This is a genomic window from Paracoccus sp. P2, assembly GCF_046335115.1.
Classification (GTDB): domain Bacteria; phylum Pseudomonadota; class Alphaproteobacteria; order Rhodobacterales; family Rhodobacteraceae; genus Paracoccus; species Paracoccus pantotrophus.
Genome location: NZ_JBGOSN010000007.1, coordinates 21,197 through 35,041, shown reverse-complemented (window position 1 = coordinate 35,041; position 13,845 = coordinate 21,197). Strand labels below are relative to the sequence as shown.

The 13,845-nt window shown below is 69.0% G+C and carries 17 protein-coding genes; 11 read left to right on the top strand and 6 right to left on the bottom strand.

Annotation, left to right across the window (positions count from 1 at the left end; translation table 11 throughout):
- Window positions 1-49: 49 nt before the first annotated feature.
- A complete protein-coding gene (gene trxA / locus ACDP63_RS06595; RefSeq protein WP_011749068.1) occupies window positions 50-373 on the top strand; it encodes a thioredoxin in 324 nt (107 codons plus the stop codon).
- Between the two features lie 3 nt (window positions 374-376).
- On the opposite strand, the gene ACDP63_RS06590 is transcribed toward trxA, so the two are convergent.
- Window positions 377-1,297 (bottom strand): hypothetical protein, encoded by a 921-nt coding sequence (locus ACDP63_RS06590; protein ID WP_024842783.1) that lies wholly within the window; start codon window positions 1,295-1,297, stop codon window positions 377-379.
- Between the two features lie 102 nt (window positions 1,298-1,399).
- On the opposite strand from ACDP63_RS06590, the gene hslV reads away from it, so the two are divergent.
- The 4 genes from hslV (at window position 1,400) to ACDP63_RS06570 (ending at window position 4,792) form a co-directional block, all read left to right on the top strand.
- The gene (gene hslV / locus ACDP63_RS06585; RefSeq protein ID WP_024842782.1) at window positions 1,400-1,954 is read left to right on the top strand and encodes an ATP-dependent protease subunit HslV; all 555 of its coding nucleotides are present in this window, start codon (window positions 1,400-1,402) and stop codon (window positions 1,952-1,954) included.
- Between the two features lie 168 nt (window positions 1,955-2,122).
- Window positions 2,123-3,427, top strand: coding sequence for an ATP-dependent protease ATPase subunit HslU (gene hslU, locus ACDP63_RS06580; RefSeq protein ID WP_024842781.1), 1,305 nt, complete (start codon window positions 2,123-2,125; stop codon window positions 3,425-3,427).
- A 54-nt stretch (window positions 3,428-3,481) separates the two neighbouring features.
- The gene (locus tag ACDP63_RS06575) at window positions 3,482-3,658 is read left to right on the top strand and encodes a PLD nuclease N-terminal domain-containing protein (RefSeq protein ID WP_074990552.1); all 177 of its coding nucleotides are present in this window, start codon (window positions 3,482-3,484) and stop codon (window positions 3,656-3,658) included.
- A 60-nt stretch (window positions 3,659-3,718) separates the two neighbouring features.
- On the top strand, window positions 3,719-4,792 hold the full coding sequence (locus ACDP63_RS06570) for an alpha/beta hydrolase (RefSeq protein WP_024842780.1): 1,074 nt from the start codon (window positions 3,719-3,721) through the stop codon (window positions 4,790-4,792).
- Here ACDP63_RS06570 and ACDP63_RS06565 read toward each other — a convergent pair.
- The gene (locus ACDP63_RS06565; protein ID WP_024842779.1) at window positions 4,789-5,385 is read right to left on the bottom strand and encodes a Smr/MutS family protein; all 597 of its coding nucleotides are present in this window, start codon (window positions 5,383-5,385) and stop codon (window positions 4,789-4,791) included. The genes ACDP63_RS06570 and ACDP63_RS06565 overlap by 4 nt on opposite strands.
- Window positions 5,386-5,388: 3 nt before the next feature.
- The gene (locus tag ACDP63_RS06560) at window positions 5,389-6,045 is read right to left on the bottom strand and encodes a Tim44/TimA family putative adaptor protein (protein ID WP_409927869.1); all 657 of its coding nucleotides are present in this window, start codon (window positions 6,043-6,045) and stop codon (window positions 5,389-5,391) included.
- Window positions 6,046-6,157: 112 nt separating this feature from the next.
- Between ACDP63_RS06560 and ACDP63_RS06555 the strand changes: the two genes are divergently transcribed.
- The 3 genes from ACDP63_RS06555 (at window position 6,158) to ACDP63_RS06545 (ending at window position 8,060) form a co-directional block, all read left to right on the top strand.
- Window positions 6,158-6,733, top strand: coding sequence for an FxsA family protein (locus ACDP63_RS06555; RefSeq protein ID WP_024842777.1), 576 nt, complete (start codon window positions 6,158-6,160; stop codon window positions 6,731-6,733).
- Between the two features lie 49 nt (window positions 6,734-6,782).
- The gene (gene secB, locus ACDP63_RS06550) at window positions 6,783-7,304 is read left to right on the top strand and encodes a protein-export chaperone SecB (RefSeq protein WP_024842776.1); all 522 of its coding nucleotides are present in this window, start codon (window positions 6,783-6,785) and stop codon (window positions 7,302-7,304) included.
- A gap of 147 nt (window positions 7,305-7,451) precedes the next feature.
- Complete coding sequence (locus tag ACDP63_RS06545) at window positions 7,452-8,060, top strand: HD domain-containing protein (RefSeq protein WP_409927868.1); 609 nt, start codon at window positions 7,452-7,454, stop codon at window positions 8,058-8,060.
- Between the two features lie 44 nt (window positions 8,061-8,104).
- Here the strand turns inward: ACDP63_RS06545 and ACDP63_RS06540 are convergent, their stop codons facing one another.
- From ACDP63_RS06540 to ACDP63_RS06530, 3 genes are all read right to left on the bottom strand, one after another.
- Window positions 8,105-8,413, bottom strand: a complete 309-nt coding sequence (locus ACDP63_RS06540) for an H-NS family nucleoid-associated regulatory protein (protein WP_024842774.1) — start codon at window positions 8,411-8,413, stop codon at window positions 8,105-8,107.
- Between the two features lie 83 nt (window positions 8,414-8,496).
- Window positions 8,497-9,045, bottom strand: coding sequence for an ActR/PrrA/RegA family redox response regulator transcription factor (locus tag ACDP63_RS06535; RefSeq protein WP_024842773.1), 549 nt, complete (start codon window positions 9,043-9,045; stop codon window positions 8,497-8,499).
- A gap of 52 nt (window positions 9,046-9,097) precedes the next feature.
- The gene (locus ACDP63_RS06530) at window positions 9,098-9,739 is read right to left on the bottom strand and encodes an SCO family protein (protein WP_024842772.1); all 642 of its coding nucleotides are present in this window, start codon (window positions 9,737-9,739) and stop codon (window positions 9,098-9,100) included.
- Window positions 9,740-9,830: 91 nt separating this feature from the next.
- Between ACDP63_RS06530 and ACDP63_RS06525 the strand changes: the two genes are divergently transcribed.
- The 3 genes from ACDP63_RS06525 to ACDP63_RS06515 all read left to right on the top strand — a co-directional run bounded on the left by ACDP63_RS06525 (window position 9,831) and on the right by ACDP63_RS06515 (window position 13,586).
- Window positions 9,831-11,174, top strand: a complete 1,344-nt coding sequence (locus ACDP63_RS06525) for an ActS/PrrB/RegB family redox-sensitive histidine kinase (RefSeq protein ID WP_024842771.1) — start codon at window positions 9,831-9,833, stop codon at window positions 11,172-11,174.
- A gap of 75 nt (window positions 11,175-11,249) precedes the next feature.
- Complete coding sequence (locus tag ACDP63_RS06520) at window positions 11,250-12,845, top strand: PAS-domain containing protein (RefSeq protein WP_024842770.1); 1,596 nt, start codon at window positions 11,250-11,252, stop codon at window positions 12,843-12,845.
- Between the two features lie 102 nt (window positions 12,846-12,947).
- Window positions 12,948-13,586, top strand: a complete 639-nt coding sequence (locus tag ACDP63_RS06515; RefSeq protein WP_147427419.1) for a 5'-methylthioadenosine/S-adenosylhomocysteine nucleosidase — start codon at window positions 12,948-12,950, stop codon at window positions 13,584-13,586.
- Window positions 13,587-13,845 lie beyond the last annotated feature (259 nt).

Sequence of the window (13,845 nt, the reverse complement as noted above, 5' to 3'; positions counted from 1 at the left end):
TTGACGGATACGCCCTGCCGGCCCGGCCGGCACATTGCAGGAGAGCCCGATGGCCAATACCCAAGCCGTTTCCGACGCCGAGTTCGACAGCGAAGTCCGCCAGTCCCCGACCCCGGTCGTGGTCGACTTCTGGGCCGAATGGTGCGGTCCCTGCCGCCAGATCGGCCCCTCGCTGGAGGAACTCGCCGCCGAATACGAGGGCCGCGTCAAGATCGTGAAGGTCAATGTGGACGAGAACCCGGAAAGCCCCGCCGCGCTTGGCGTCCGCGGCATCCCGGCGCTGTTCCTGTTCAAGGACGGCCAGGTCGTGTCGAACAAGATCGGCGCCGCCCCCAAGGCCGCGCTGAAGGCCTGGATCGACGAATCCATCTGATCCCTAAGTGCCGGGGGCGGCGCCGATCGGCCAGCCGCCCCGGCGCATCGCCGCCAGGATCCGCGCCTCGGCATCGGGCAGCGTGGCGTTGATGGCGTTCTGCTGAAGAAACCAGAACAGGTAGCGGTCGAAATCCGGCGCATGGCTTTCGGCGCGCGCCAGGGCTTGCGCTGCGCCCAGCTCGGCGACGTTCAGGCCGATATGGTGAAAGTCGATCTGCCCGAACAGCACCGCCGGCTTGCCCAGCAGGTAGCCGTCGAAGGCCACCGCGCTGTTCTGCGTGGCGACGAAGGCGCAGTCGCGCAGCAGCTGCGCGGTGTCGCCGCCGATCCGCAGGTTCGGGTGGCGCGCCGCCAGTTCGGCCAGCGCCGCGCGGTCGGCCTCGTCATAGCTTTCCCTGGGATGCAGCGTGGCGACAGTGGGCCGGCCGGTGGCGGCGATGGCCTTCAGCATCTCGACCGGGCTCATGGTCTGGAACGAGCGGCAGCGGCGGATATGGCCTTGCAGCGGCACCAGGATCGTGTCGCCGCGCCGGGGCGGCGGACCGGGCAGGACGCGGGCGCGCAGCCGCTCGGCAAACGCGCGGGCCGGTTCGGGATCGACCGCCGTGGGGTCGTAGTGTCTCTGTGCCACGGCAAAGCGCCAGCGCTGCGGCACCGGCTCGATCTGCCAGAACGGATAGTGATAGGCGCGGCGAAAGGTCAGGGCGCGCGCATGCGTCGGCGCCTCCATGTGAAACAGCGCATAGCCGTCCCGCAGGGGCGCGGCCATGCGGGCCAAGGTGCCGGTCTGGTGCCATTCGACGCGCCAGCCCCTGGCCTCGACCGCCCGGCGCAGCACGGTCAGGAAATTGAAGCTGCCCGCGCGCGCGGTTTCCAGCATCGAGCCTTCCAGGTAGACGCGCAGGACGGGGGCATGGGTCATGGCCGGCACGCTAGCGGCTGGGACGGCGCGGCGGAAGGGGCGGGTTGCGAAAGCCGCACCCGGCCCATATCTGACGCGACAGGCGAGAGATCGGAGAGAGGCATGTCCGAAGACAAATTTCCCGGCTGGCACGGCACCACCATCCTGGCGGTTCGGCGCGGCGGCCGCGTGGTCGTCGCCGGGGACGGCCAGGTCAGCGTCGGCCAGACGGTGATGAAGGGCACGGCGCGCAAGGTGCGCCGGCTGAGCCCCGGCGGGCATGACGTGGTGGTGGGCTTTGCCGGCTCGACCGCCGATGCCTTCACCCTGCTGGAACGGCTGGAGAAGAAGCTGGAGGCGGCGCCCGGCCAGTTGGCGCGGGCCTGCGTCGATCTGGCCAAGGACTGGCGCATGGACAAGTATCTGCGCAACCTGGAGGCCATGCTGATCGTGACCGACGGGCGCGAGATCTTCGTCGTCACCGGCGCCGGCGACGTGCTGGAGCCCGAGCATGACGTGGCCGCCATCGGCTCGGGCGGCAATTTCGCCCTGGCCGCGGCGCGCGGGCTGATGGAGAGCGACCTGGACGCCGAGGCGGTGGCGCGCAAGGCCATGGCGATCGCGGCGGATATCTGCGTCTATACCAACGGCAATCTGACCGTCGAGATTCTGGGGTAAAGGGGGCTCTGCCCCCCGCCCTTGCAGGGCGTCCCCCGGGAGTATTTGGAAAACGGAGAAAGCCGGGATGGCGTGCGTTCCGTCGCGGTTTGCGGTCCTTGCCGGCGGCTTGGTTGAAACACCGGCGAGCCGGCTTTAAGTGATGCCGGAATGAGACAGGAGCCCCGAATGTCCGACCTGACCCCGCGCGAAATCGTGTCCGAACTGGATCGCTTCATCATCGGGCAAAGGGATGCCAAGCGCGCCGTGGCCGTGGCCTTGCGCAACCGCTGGCGGCGCCGGCAGCTGGGCGACGACCTGCGCGACGAGGTCTATCCCAAGAACATCCTGATGATCGGCCCCACCGGCGTCGGCAAGACCGAGATCAGCCGGCGCCTGGCCAGGCTGGCCCGCGCGCCCTTCCTGAAGGTCGAGGCCACCAAGTTCACCGAGGTCGGCTATGTCGGCCGCGACGTCGAGCAGATCATCCGCGACCTGGCCGATGCCGCCGTCATCGAGACCCGCGAGCGCATGCGCGAGGAGGTCAAGGCGCGGGCGCATAAATCGGCCGAGGACCGCGTGGTCGCCGCCCTGGCCGGCGAGGGCGCGCGCGAGCAGACCCGCGAGATGTTCCGCGACAAGCTCAAGCGCGGCGAGCTGGACGACACGGTGATCGAGCTGGAGGTGCAGGACAATTCCAATCCGCTCGGCATGATGGAGATCCCCGGCCAGCCCGGCGCCATGGGCGGCATGATGGACCTGTCGGGGCTGATGAAGGCCTTTGGCGGCCGCCGGGTGCGGCGCAAGGTGACGGTGGCGGAAAGCTATGAGCTGCTGATCGCCGAGGAGGCCGACAAGCTTCTGGACGACGAGGCCGTCAAGGCTGCCGCGCTGGAGGCGGTGCAGGAAAACGGCATCGTCTTCATCGACGAGATCGACAAGGTGGCCGCGCGGACCGACGCCCGCGGCGGCGATGTCTCGCGCGAGGGGGTGCAGCGCGACCTCTTGCCGCTGATCGAGGGCACCACGGTTTCCACGAAATACGGACCGGTCAGGACCGATCATATCCTGTTCATCGCCTCGGGCGCGTTCCACATCGCCAAGCCATCGGACCTCTTGCCGGAATTGCAGGGCCGGCTGCCGATCCGGGTCGAACTGCGCGCGCTGACCGAAGAGGACTTCGTCCGCATCCTGACCGAGACAGACAACGCTCTGACCCGGCAATATACCGCGCTGATGGCGACCGAGGGGGTGATGGTCCAGTTCACCGAGGACGGCATCCGGGCCTTGGCGCGCATCGCGGCCGAGGTGAACGGCTCGGTCGAGAATATCGGCGCGCGGCGGCTTTACACGGTGATGGAGCGGGTGTTCGAGGAGCTGTCCTTCAGCGCGCCGGACCGTTCTGGCGAGACGGTGGTGGTGGACGGGGCCTTTGTCGAGAAGCACCTGGGCGACCTGGCGCGCTCGACCGACCTGTCGCGCTATGTGCTGTAGGGAACCCCGCCGCCTTCCCGCCGTTGTGGAATGACGCAACGGCGGGGGACGCGCATGAACTATCTTTTCGGCATCATCATCTTCGTGCTGGATGTCTGGGCCATCGCCTCGATCATCAACACCAACGAGACCATGACCACCAAGCTGATCTGGATCGCGCTGGTGGCGATCCTGCCGATCCTGGGCTTCATCATCTGGTGGTTCGCGGGGCCCAAGGCGAATTACGGCTGAGGGCTTTTCCCGCGCCTGCCGCGGTGGCATTGTCGCCCGCAAGACGAAGGGGCGGGGGACATGCCGGCGCGGATCCTTGTTTCGCTGTTGCTGCTGCTGGCGGCCTGCGCGCCGCGGGGCGAGATCACCATCGCCCCCGAGGCGGCGCGGCTTGGCCATGTCGAGCGCATCTATATCGCCACCAACCGCACCCCCGCGGGCAGCCGGCAGGAGGGGGTCAGCTTCGGCCGCGTCGATGTCTCGGTCCCGCCCGAGCGGCGGCCCGGCACCATCACCTATCCCCGCCAGGGCGCGGCACCCGATCCGCAGCGGGATTTCCTGGTCTCGGACTATGCCCGCTTCGCCCGGCCCGAGGATTTCCAGGCCGAGCTGCGCCGCGCCATTGCCGCCCGCCCGCCGGGCGACCGTGACGTGGTGCTGTTCGTGCATGGCTATAACAACACCTTCGCCGAGGGCTTGTATCGCTTTGCCCAGATCGAGCGCGACCTGCGCCTGCCCGGCGTGCCGCTGCATTTCTCGTGGCCGTCGCGCGGGCAGCCGCTGGCCTATGCCGCGGATCGCGACAGCGTGCTCTATTCCCGCGACGGGCTGGCGCGCAGCATCGAGATCGCCGCGCAGGCGGGGGGCGGCAGGGCGATCCTGGTCGCGCATTCCATGGGCGCGCTGCTGCTGATGGAAAGCCTGCGCCAGATGGCCATCGCCGGCGAGCGCCGCACCCTGGACCGGATCGGCGCGGTGGTGCTGCTGTCGCCCGACATCGACGTGGGCGTGTTTCGCACCCAGGTCCGGGCCATCGGCAGGCTGCCGCAGCCCTTCGTCATCTTCACATCGGGGCGGGACCGGGCGCTGAACCTGTCGGCGCTGATCTCGGCCGAGCCGGTGCGGCTGGGCAGCCTGACCGATGCCGGGCCGGTGGCGGACCTGCCGGTGATGCTGGTCGATGTCGGCGCCTTCTCGACCGGGGACGGGCATTTCAACGTGGCGACCTCGCCGGCGCTCTTGCGCATCCTGTCGCAGGCGCAGGAGCTGAACAGCGTGTTTTCCTCGGATGTGGGCGGCGGGGTCGGGCCGCTGACCCGCGCGGCCCTGCATGCCGAGCGGGCGGCGCAGATCGTGATCTCGCCGGCCTTCTAGCGGCGCAGGTAGACGTAATAGGCGCCCTCGCCGCCATGGCGGCGATGTGCGGGGCGGACCTGCAGCACCACGGCGTTCAGGGGCGGCATGTGCAGCCAATGCGGCACGTTGTGGCGCAGCGCGCCGGACCGGACCGGCAGCGGCGCGTCGGGCCCGCCCTCGCGTCCCTTGCCGGTGATGACCAGCACCAGCCGCCGCCCCTCGGCCTTGGCTTGCAGGATGAAGCGGGTCAGCACCGGCTGGGCCACGGCTAGGGTCATGCCGTGCAGGTCGATGCGCGCCTCGGGCGCCAGCTTGCCGCGCGTCATCTGGCGATGCGTCTTGTGGTCCATGCGCAGGGGCTGGGCATGCAGCGCCTCGCGCGGGGGCGGAGACAGGTCCAGGCGGGTCGAGCCCGAGCCGGGCTGCCCGCCGATGCGCAGCCCGGCCAAGGGCAGGGGCGCGGCCTGCGGCATGGCGGGCGGCTTTTTCAGCGGCTGGGGCGCAGGCGCGGGCTCGGCCTGCTTGCGGGCCGGGTGCATCGGCACCGCGGTCGCGGCGACGCGGGACCACAGGGCCTTGTCCTCGGCCGAGAGTCCCCGCCGCCGTGCCATGGTTCAGGCCGTGGCGACCAGCTGCCAGTTCGGGTCGTCCTGACCCATGCGGCGGGCGAAGGTCCAGGTGTCGCGCTGCTTGCGGGCGGCCTTGGGATCGCCCTCGACCACGTTGCCGTCAGCGTCGCGGGTGGCGATGATCATCTCGCCGACGAAGCGCACCGAAAGTTCGGCCATGCCGGTCGCCGGGGTGAACTCGGCGCCGGCCAGCGTGGTCTCGCGCGTGCCCAGGAACTGCGCCTCGGTGGTCAGGTTGCGGGCCTTGCGATCCTCGATCACCGATTCGAAGGCCTCGGCCACCGGCGGCGCCAGGAAGCCGCGCACCTCGGACAGGTCGCCGCGCTCGAAGGCCATCAGGATCATCTCATAGGCGGATTTCGCGCCGGACAGGAACGGGCCCACGGCGAAATCCGGCTCGACCCGCTTCATCTCGGCCAGGGCCTTGGCGGCGGGGCTGCCCGGTTCGGCATGGTCGGCGATGTCGCTGTCGCCCGCCTCGGCGGTGCCGTCGATCACGTCGAAGCGGCGGCGCTGCACCGGCTCCTCGGGGAGGCGCGGCGATTCGAAGCCGTCGCGGGTGCCAAGAACCCCGCGCAGGCGCAGGATCAGGAACACGGCGATCGCAGCGAGGACGAGCAGTTGCAGCAGGGGGTTGGACATCAACGGACCTAACGAGCTTTGTAACGGCGCTTTCGCATGCTTATGTAGGGTGGGGACCGGCCCAAGTCCAGTTTGGGTGCCGGAAATAGAAGTGCCGGAGGAAAAAGGCGTTATGTGGCTGTTGTTGCCCTTCGTGATCCTGCCGATCGTCGAGATCGCGCTGTTCATCCAGGTGGGGGGCGCGATCGGCGTTTTGCCCACCATCGCGCTGGTCCTGGCCTCGGCCGTGGCCGGCGTTGCGGTGATGCGCCACCAGGGTGCGCGGGCGGCGCTGGACGTGCAGCGCGCCATGCAGGATTTTCGCGATCCCGGCCGGCCGATGGCGCATGGCGCGCTGGTGATGATCGCCGGGCTGCTGATGGTGGTGCCGGGCCTGTTCACCAGCACGCTGGGCCTGTTGCTGCTGATCCCGGCGGTGCGCGGCCTGATCCTGCGGCAGATGGCCTCGCGCATGCGGGTGACGGGCACCGGCTTCAGCTATCGCCAAAGCTATGGTGCCGAGGGCGATTTCGGCGCCGATCCGGCGGGCTTTCGCCGCGGTCCGGGCTGGCGCCAAGGCGAGGACGGGGTGATCGACGGCGAATATTCGGTGCAGGACGACCCGCCCGGCCCGGTGCGCGAAGGGCTGACGGACCAGGGCGACACGACGCCTCCTCGGCGCGGCAATTCCGGCTGGACCCGGCATTGAGCGCCGGGCGGCGGGGTGCTAGAACCCCCTCAGATCCGAGGAGATTTCCATGAGCGACGAGAATAACAGCGACGCAGCCGCGCCCGAGGCCCAGAACGCCGCGCAGCCGGCCGTACGGATGCAGATCCTGACGCAATATATCCGCGACCTGTCCTTTGAGAACGCGGTGGCGCAAAAGGGCCTGCCCTCGGGCGAGGTGCAGCCGGAAATCAGCGTGCAGGTCAGCCTGGATGCCCGCAAGCGCCCGACCGAGCACCAATACGAGGTGATCAGCAAGTTCCGCGTGCAATCCGCGAACGCCGCCGACAAGGCCCCCCTGTTCCTGTGCGAGCTGGATTACGGCGGCATCTTCCATGTCGAGGGCGTGCCCGAAGACCAGCTGCACCCCTTCCTGATGATCGAATGCCCGCGCATGATGTTCCCCTTCGTGCGGCGCATCGTGTCGGACATGACCCGCGACGGCGGCTTCCCGCCCTTCAACATGGACCCGGTGGATTTCGTGGCGCTGTACCGCCAGGAGATCGCGCGCCGGGCGCAGGCCCAGCGGCCGGCCGACCAGCCGCTGTCCTGAGCCGATCACTTCTGCGTGAGGCAGGCCGGTTTCGGCCCGCGGTCCCCCGGCCGCGGGCCTTTCGCTTGCCCGGCACTGTCGCCCGTGCGGTGCTGGCGCGGCCGCCGGGATGGCGCTAGTTTCGCGCGGCACAAGACGGAGAGCGGCATGGCGAAAGGCGCGAAACGGGCCTGGCAGAGGATGCTGTCGGGGCGCAGGCTGGATCTTCTGGACCCGACGCCGATGGATGTCGAGATCGGCGACATCGCCCATGGGCTGGCCTTCGTCGCGCGCTGGAACGGCCAGACCCGCGGCGACTGGGCCTATAGCGTGGCCGAGCATTCGCTGCTGGTCGAGGAGATCCACGCCCGCAGCAACCCCGATTGCGCGCCGCGCTGGCGGCTGGCGGCGCTGCTGCACGACGCGCCGGAATATGTCATTGGCGACATGATCTCTCCGGTGAAGGCGGCGCTTGGGCGGGAATACGGGGAAATGGATGCGCGGCTGGCGGCGGCGATCCACCGCCGCTTCGGCCTGCCCGCGCAATTGCCGGCGGCGGTCAAGCGCGCGATCAAGCGGGCCGACCGGATCTCGGCCTGGCTGGAGGCCGTGCAGATCGCCGGGTTTTCCAGGGCCGAGGCGGATCGCCTGTTTCCTGCGCCGCGGCCCGAATTGCTGCAGGGGCTGGAAATACGCCTGCGCCGGCCCCTGGAAACGCGCAATGCGTTTTTATCGCGCTTTTCCGAACTTATTGCGGAAATCGACCGCAAGCCGTGATCGCGATGGAAAAAGCCCCGCATCCGGGATACGGGGCTTTGGGTTCAGATTTCCATGGCGTCCAGTTTCTTGCCGGCATCCAGTGCCTCTTGCACCCAGCGCGGCTTGCGGCCGCGGCCGGTCCAGGTCTGCGAGGGATCGGCAGGATTGGCGTATTTCGGCGCCACCTTGCCGCGCGCCTGCTTGGCGACGGTCAGATCGGCAAGGTTGAAGCCATATTCGCGCGCCGCACTTTCGGCAGCCGCCAGCGCCTCGCGCTTGCGACGATCCTCGAAGGTGGAAATGGCGCGGTCGAGCTTGTTGCGCAGATCCCGAAGTTCCCGCAAGGACATTGCGTCCAGATCAATGCTCATATCGTTATCCCTGGTTTTGGCAGTATGTATTCTCACTATTTGCATTCCAATATGGATTGCAATCTTTTTTGAGAACCGGATTATTAACGCGGGCTGCGTTTGGCCAAAATCCGCTGGAGAGTCCGCCTGTGCATATGCAGGCGGCGCGCCGTTTCACTGACATTGCGGTCGCATTGCTCATAGACGCGCTGGATATGTTCCCAGCGTACCCGGTCGGCCGACATCGGCGTTTCGGGCGGAGGGGGCAAGGTCTCGCCCCGCGCCAGGAGCGCGTGGGTCACGTCGTCGGCATCCGCGGGTTTCGACAGGTAATCCGTCGCCCCCATCTTGACCGCAGCCACCGCCGTCGCGATGGCGCCATAGCCGGTCAGCACGACGATCCGGGCATCCGCGCGCGCCTCGCGCAGGGCATCCACCACATCAAGCCCGTTGCCATCCTCAAGCCGCAGATCGACCACCGCATAGGCCGGCGGGTGTTCGGCCACCGCCGTCCGCGCCTCGGCGACCGAGACGGCGCGGGCGACCGAGAAACCGCGTTTTTCCATCGCACGGGCCAAACGGTTCAGAAAGATCTCGTCGTCGTCGACCAGAAGCAGGCTGGGGTCGGGACCGATTTGGTAATCCTCTGCCATATTCACTTGCCCTTGAAAGTTCACTGTTGATTAGAGTGTTTTGTCCAGTCGGTCAAACCCCGTTGCCTGACGCTGCGTCAATGAAACAGGCGGTGCGTTCCGCCAGTTTCTGCGCGGAAAGCTCGCGGCCGAAGAGTTCGACAGTGCCGATACCGGGAATCACAAGATAGGTATTGGTCATGTGATCCACCAGATAGTTCTGCGGATCCTCCTGGTCATTCACCTTGTAATAGTTGCGCCAGGCTTTCGCGACCGCATCGATCTCGGCCGGGGTTCCGGTCAATCCGATCATGCGTTCATGCATGGTTTCGGCAAAATCGCCCAGAACCTCGGGGGTGTCGCGTTTGGGATCCACGGAAATGAAGACCGGCGTGACCATTATGCCCCGTTCCTCCAGCATCGCCACGGCCTCGGCATTGCGGGCGCTGTCCAGGGGGCAGACATCCGGGCAATAGGTATAGCCGAAATAAACCAGCGCCGGCTGCGCCAGCACCTGCCGGTCGCTGACCCGCCGCCCGTCCTGATCGGTCAACTCGAAAGGCGCGCCCAGGCTGTCCAGCCCGCTCTGGACGCCGCTCTGGCGGCAGGGGGCAAAGGGATCGGCCCCGCCGCGCGACAGCCACAGCCCGCCCGTCACCAGCACCAGGACTGCGGCCAGGCTGCCGAGGATCAGGATCGTTCCGTCTTTGCCCATCAGGCGCGTCTCCGTCCGCTTGGACGCATTGATCGCCCATCCGGCCATGGGTATCAATGCCAAAGCCCGTCCCCATCAGAAAGACCCCCGCGTGCCCTTCGGTCTTGTTTTCCGCCGCATCCACCCGCTGCCCGGCCAGCCCGCGCCCGAGCCGATCCGCCTGCGCACCCTGATCCTGCTGCGCTGGGTGGCGATCACCGGCCAGCTGGCCGCCGTGGGCGCGGCGCTGGCGATCGGGGCGGATTTCCCGCTGGCGGCGGTGCTGGCGGTGATCGGCCTGGCGGTGGCGCTGAACCTGGCGCTGACGACGCGGCCGGACCGGCGCATCTCGGCCCACGAGGCGGCCTGGCAGCTGGGCTTCGACCTGGGGCAGGTGGCGGCGCTGCTGGCGCTGACCGGCGGGCTTGCCAATCCCTTCGCGCTGCTTTTGCTGGCGCCGGTGACGGTCGCGGCCACCGCCCTGCCGCCGCGGCAGCTGCTGGCGCTGGGGGCCGCCACCTTCCTGATGGTCACGCTGTCGGCGATCTGTGCGCAGCCGCTGACCTTCGGCCCGGAGGGGCTGGTGGCGCTGCGCGAGCCGCTGCTGGTCGGGCATTGGTTCGCCATCGTGATCGGCGCGGTGTTCTTTGCCGGCTATGCCCGGCTGGTGGCGGCCCAGGTCAATGCCACCTCGGACGCGCTGTTCGCCGCCCGCCTTGCGCTTGAGCGCGAACAAAGGCTGCAACATCTGGGCGGGGTGGTCGCCGCCGCCGCGCATGAGCTGGGCACGCCGCTGGCCACGATCAAGCTGGTCGGCGCCGAGCTGGCCGACGAGCTGGCCGAGGCCCTGCCCGAACGCGAGGATCTGGCCGAGGATGTCGCCCTGCTGCGCCAATCCGCCGACCGCTGCCGCGACATCCTGAAATCCATGGGCAGCGCCGGGCGAGACGACCTGCTGATCCGCTCGGCCCCGCTGACCGAGGTGCTGGCCGAGGCCGCCGCCCCGCATCATGGCCGCGGCGCCGAGATCGTGGTCCAGCCCGCACCCGAGCCGCTGATCGTCCAGCGCGACGCCGCGGTGATCCACGGGCTGCGCAACCTGATCCAGAATGCCGTCGATTTCGCCGCCCGGCGCGTGACCATCGAAACCGGCGCGGACCGCCGCGACCTGTGGGTGCGGATCGCCGATGACGGGCCGGGCTTTCCGCCCGCGCTGCTGCCGCGCATCGGCAGCCCCTTCCTGACCACCCGCCCGCGGGCCGAGGATGGCCGCAGCTACGAAGGCATGGGGCTGGGCCTGTTCATCGCCAAGGCGCTGTTGGAACGCTCGGGCGCGCGGCTGCGCTTTGCCAATGGCGCCAAGGGCGGCGCCGAGATCCTGGTGACATGGCCGCGCGACATGATCGAGACCGGCAATCGCGCCGCCCTGGGGCCCAACCCCGAGATTCTGGCCTGATCCCCGGTTGCGTTAACCACTTCTTAAAACATCCCGTTATAGTTGTATCTGGCTGTATCGTTCGGGGATGCTTCGATGGTTGCGCAATTCCTTATCGCCTTTGCGGCGGCGGGGCTGGCGATCCTGCTGGCGCTGGCGGCGCTGCGCCTGGCGGACCGGCGTCTTGCCGCAGCGCCGGCGGCGCGCGGATTGGAGCGCGCGCTTGAACCCATCGCCTTCCTGTTCCGCAACGGGACGCTGGTCGATGCGACCGCGCCGGCGCGCACCCTGCTGGCCAGCCTGCCGGGCGACAGCGAATGGCAACGGCTCAGCGCATGGCTGGGCATGCGCCTGCCGGAGTTCGGTGCGCTGCTGCCCGACCTGGGCGGAGCCGCGCGGGTCGAATTGCAAGAGCGCGGAGGCCACAGCCCGCTGCGGCTTCTGGCCGAGGATCTGGGCGAGGGGCTGCTGCGGCTGACGCTTGCCGACCCGGCGGCCGAGGATGCCGGCATCCTGGTCGATTCGCTGTCCCTGCATGCCATGGAGCAGGAGCTGGAAATCCTGCGCAGCGCCATGGACCATTCGCCGATGCTGGCCTGGCGGCAGGATGTGCAGGGCCAGGTCACCTGGGCCAATTCCGCCTATCTGAACCTGGCCGAGGCCAAGGCCCAGGGACAGACGGTCTGGCCCCTGCCGCGGATCATCGACCTCGCGGCCCGGCCGGCCCAGCCTGCCGCTCCCGGCGGGGCGCGGCGGATGCAGATCGAACATGACGGGCAGAGCCGCTGGTATGATTGCCACCTGCACGAGATCGGCGGGCAGACCGTCGCCATCGCCCTGCCCGCCGATGCGGCGGTGCGGGCCGAACGCTCGCTGCGCGAATTCGTCCAGACCCTGACCAAGACCTTTGCCGACCTGCCCATCGGGCTGGCGATCTTTGACCGCGAGCGCAACCTGCAGCTGTTCAACCCGGCGCTGATCGACCTGACCGGGCTTGCCACCGGCTTCCTGACCGCGCGGCCGACGCTTTACGCCTTCCTGGACCGGTTGCGCGAGGCGCGGATGGTGCCCGAGCCCAAGGACTATCGCAGCTGGCGCAACCAGATGAGCACGCTGGAGGCCGCGGCCTCCTCGGGGCACCATGTCGAGATGTGGTCGCTGCCCGGCGGGCAGACCTATCGCGTGACCGGCCGGCCGCATCCCGACGGCGCGGTGGCCTTCCTGTTCGAGGACATCACCTCGGAAATCTCGCTGACCCGCAAGTTCCGTGCCGACCTGTCGCTGGGCGCCGAGGTGCTGGACGCGCTTGAGGATGCGGTGGCGGTCTTTGCCGCCAATGGCGAGCTGCTGATCTCGAACCGCCGCTATGCCGAGCTTTGGGGCGCCGCCGCCCCCGGCACGCTGGAGGGCCATGTCCAGGTCTGGACCCAGGCCTGCGGTGCCAGCCCCGGCCTGGTCGCCCTGCGCGAGGCGCTGAACGCGGCGCTGCCGGAGGAACCGCTGCGCGGCGCCATGGCCGGGCCGGCGGGCGGGCTGTTGTCCTGGGGGCTGCGCGGACTGTCCGGCGCCCGCCTGCTGCTCAGCTTTGCCGCCCCGGTGCCCAGCCTGCCGGTCGGGCGCGAACTGCCCGGCGCGGCCGAGAAGCCCGAGCCGGCCGGAAATACGGCGATGCAGCGCGCCCTGACCGGCTGATCGGGTCTTGCCCCGCGGGCGCGGCTGCGCTTCTTTGGCCGAAACCTGTCGGAGAGGGGTCATGGCGGCAAGCGGGCGGATGGCGAATGCGGGGGAACGGCGGTGACTGCGGGGCCCGATCTTCTGGCCGGGCGGCGGGTGCTGTTCGTCATGGCCGTGGATGCCGAATACGGCCCGCAGCTGCGGGCGCGGATCTCGCCGCTGATGACCGGCGTCGGCCCGGTCGAGGCGGCGGTGGCGCTGACCGCGGCGCTCTCGGGCCTGGAGGCGCGGGGCGCGTTGCCGGATCTGGTGGTCTCGCTGGGCTCTGCCGGTTCGCGCCGGCTTGCGCAGCTGGGCGTCTACCAGGTCGCCTCGCTGGAATATCGCGACATGGATGCCTCGGCCCTGGGTTTCGCCAGGGGCGAGACGCCGCTTTCGGGCCTGCCGGTGCGCGTGGATTTGCCCTTGCAGATCCCCGGCCTCGCCTCGGCCAGCCTGGCGACCGGGGCCAGCATCGTCAGCGGTGCCGCCTATGACGCCATTGCCGCCGATATGGTCGATATGGAAAGCTTTGCGGTGCTGCGCGCCTGCCAGCGTTACGGCCTGCCGATGATCGGGTTGCGCGGCATTTCGGACGGGGCCGAGGAACTGGCGCAGCTCTCGGACTGGACACGCTATCTGCACCTGGTCGACGAGCGGCTGGCCGAAGCCGTGGACCGGCTGGCCGAGGCGCTGGAGCGGGGCGAACTGGCGCTGTAAGGCGCGCAGGCAGCCGTCGCATCGCGCCCCCGACATCCTCGCCGCGTCGCGGGGGCAATCATGGCGGGCGTCATCGGGGCAGGCCGGCTTGGGCCAAGATGCGCCGGCCGCCGCCCTGCAGGATGTCGCCATCGCCCGGCACCGGCGCGGCGATAGGGGCTATGGCATCGTCGCCGGCGATCCCGATCCCCGCCGGGCTGCGCATCATCGACCCGTCGACCGAAAGCGTGAAGGGTCTGAACAGCCTTCGCTGCCCCTG

Bases quoted from the DNA above. Each gene is read 5' to 3' on its own strand.
- ACDP63_RS06570 (WP_024842780.1), top strand. From the start codon at position 3,719: ATGCCGGCGCGGATCCTTGTTTCGCTGTTGCTGCTGCTGGCGGCCTGC.
- trxA (WP_011749068.1), top strand. From the start codon at position 50: ATGGCCAATACCCAAGCCGTTTCCGACGCCGAGTTCGACAGCGAAGTC.
- ACDP63_RS06555 (WP_024842777.1), top strand. From the start codon at position 6,158: ATGTGGCTGTTGTTGCCCTTCGTGATCCTGCCGATCGTCGAGATCGCG.
- ACDP63_RS06575 (WP_074990552.1), top strand. From the start codon at position 3,482: ATGAACTATCTTTTCGGCATCATCATCTTCGTGCTGGATGTCTGGGCC.
- secB (WP_024842776.1), top strand. From the start codon at position 6,783: ATGAGCGACGAGAATAACAGCGACGCAGCCGCGCCCGAGGCCCAGAAC.
- ACDP63_RS06545 (WP_409927868.1), top strand. From the start codon at position 7,452: ATGGCGAAAGGCGCGAAACGGGCCTGGCAGAGGATGCTGTCGGGGCGC.
- ACDP63_RS06590 (WP_024842783.1), bottom strand. From the start codon at position 1,297: ATGACCCATGCCCCCGTCCTGCGCGTCTACCTGGAAGGCTCGATGCTG.
- ACDP63_RS06520 (WP_024842770.1), top strand. From the start codon at position 11,250: ATGGTTGCGCAATTCCTTATCGCCTTTGCGGCGGCGGGGCTGGCGATC.
- ACDP63_RS06540 (WP_024842774.1), bottom strand. From the start codon at position 8,413: ATGAGCATTGATCTGGACGCAATGTCCTTGCGGGAACTTCGGGATCTG.
- ACDP63_RS06535 (WP_024842773.1), bottom strand. From the start codon at position 9,045: ATGGCAGAGGATTACCAAATCGGTCCCGACCCCAGCCTGCTTCTGGTC.
- hslU (WP_024842781.1), top strand. From the start codon at position 2,123: ATGTCCGACCTGACCCCGCGCGAAATCGTGTCCGAACTGGATCGCTTC.
- ACDP63_RS06565 (WP_024842779.1), bottom strand. From the start codon at position 5,385: ATGGCACGGCGGCGGGGACTCTCGGCCGAGGACAAGGCCCTGTGGTCC.
- ACDP63_RS06530 (WP_024842772.1), bottom strand. From the start codon at position 9,739: ATGGGCAAAGACGGAACGATCCTGATCCTCGGCAGCCTGGCCGCAGTC.
- hslV (WP_024842782.1), top strand. From the start codon at position 1,400: ATGTCCGAAGACAAATTTCCCGGCTGGCACGGCACCACCATCCTGGCG.
- ACDP63_RS06560 (WP_409927869.1), bottom strand. From the start codon at position 6,045: ATGTCCAACCCCCTGCTGCAACTGCTCGTCCTCGCTGCGATCGCCGTG.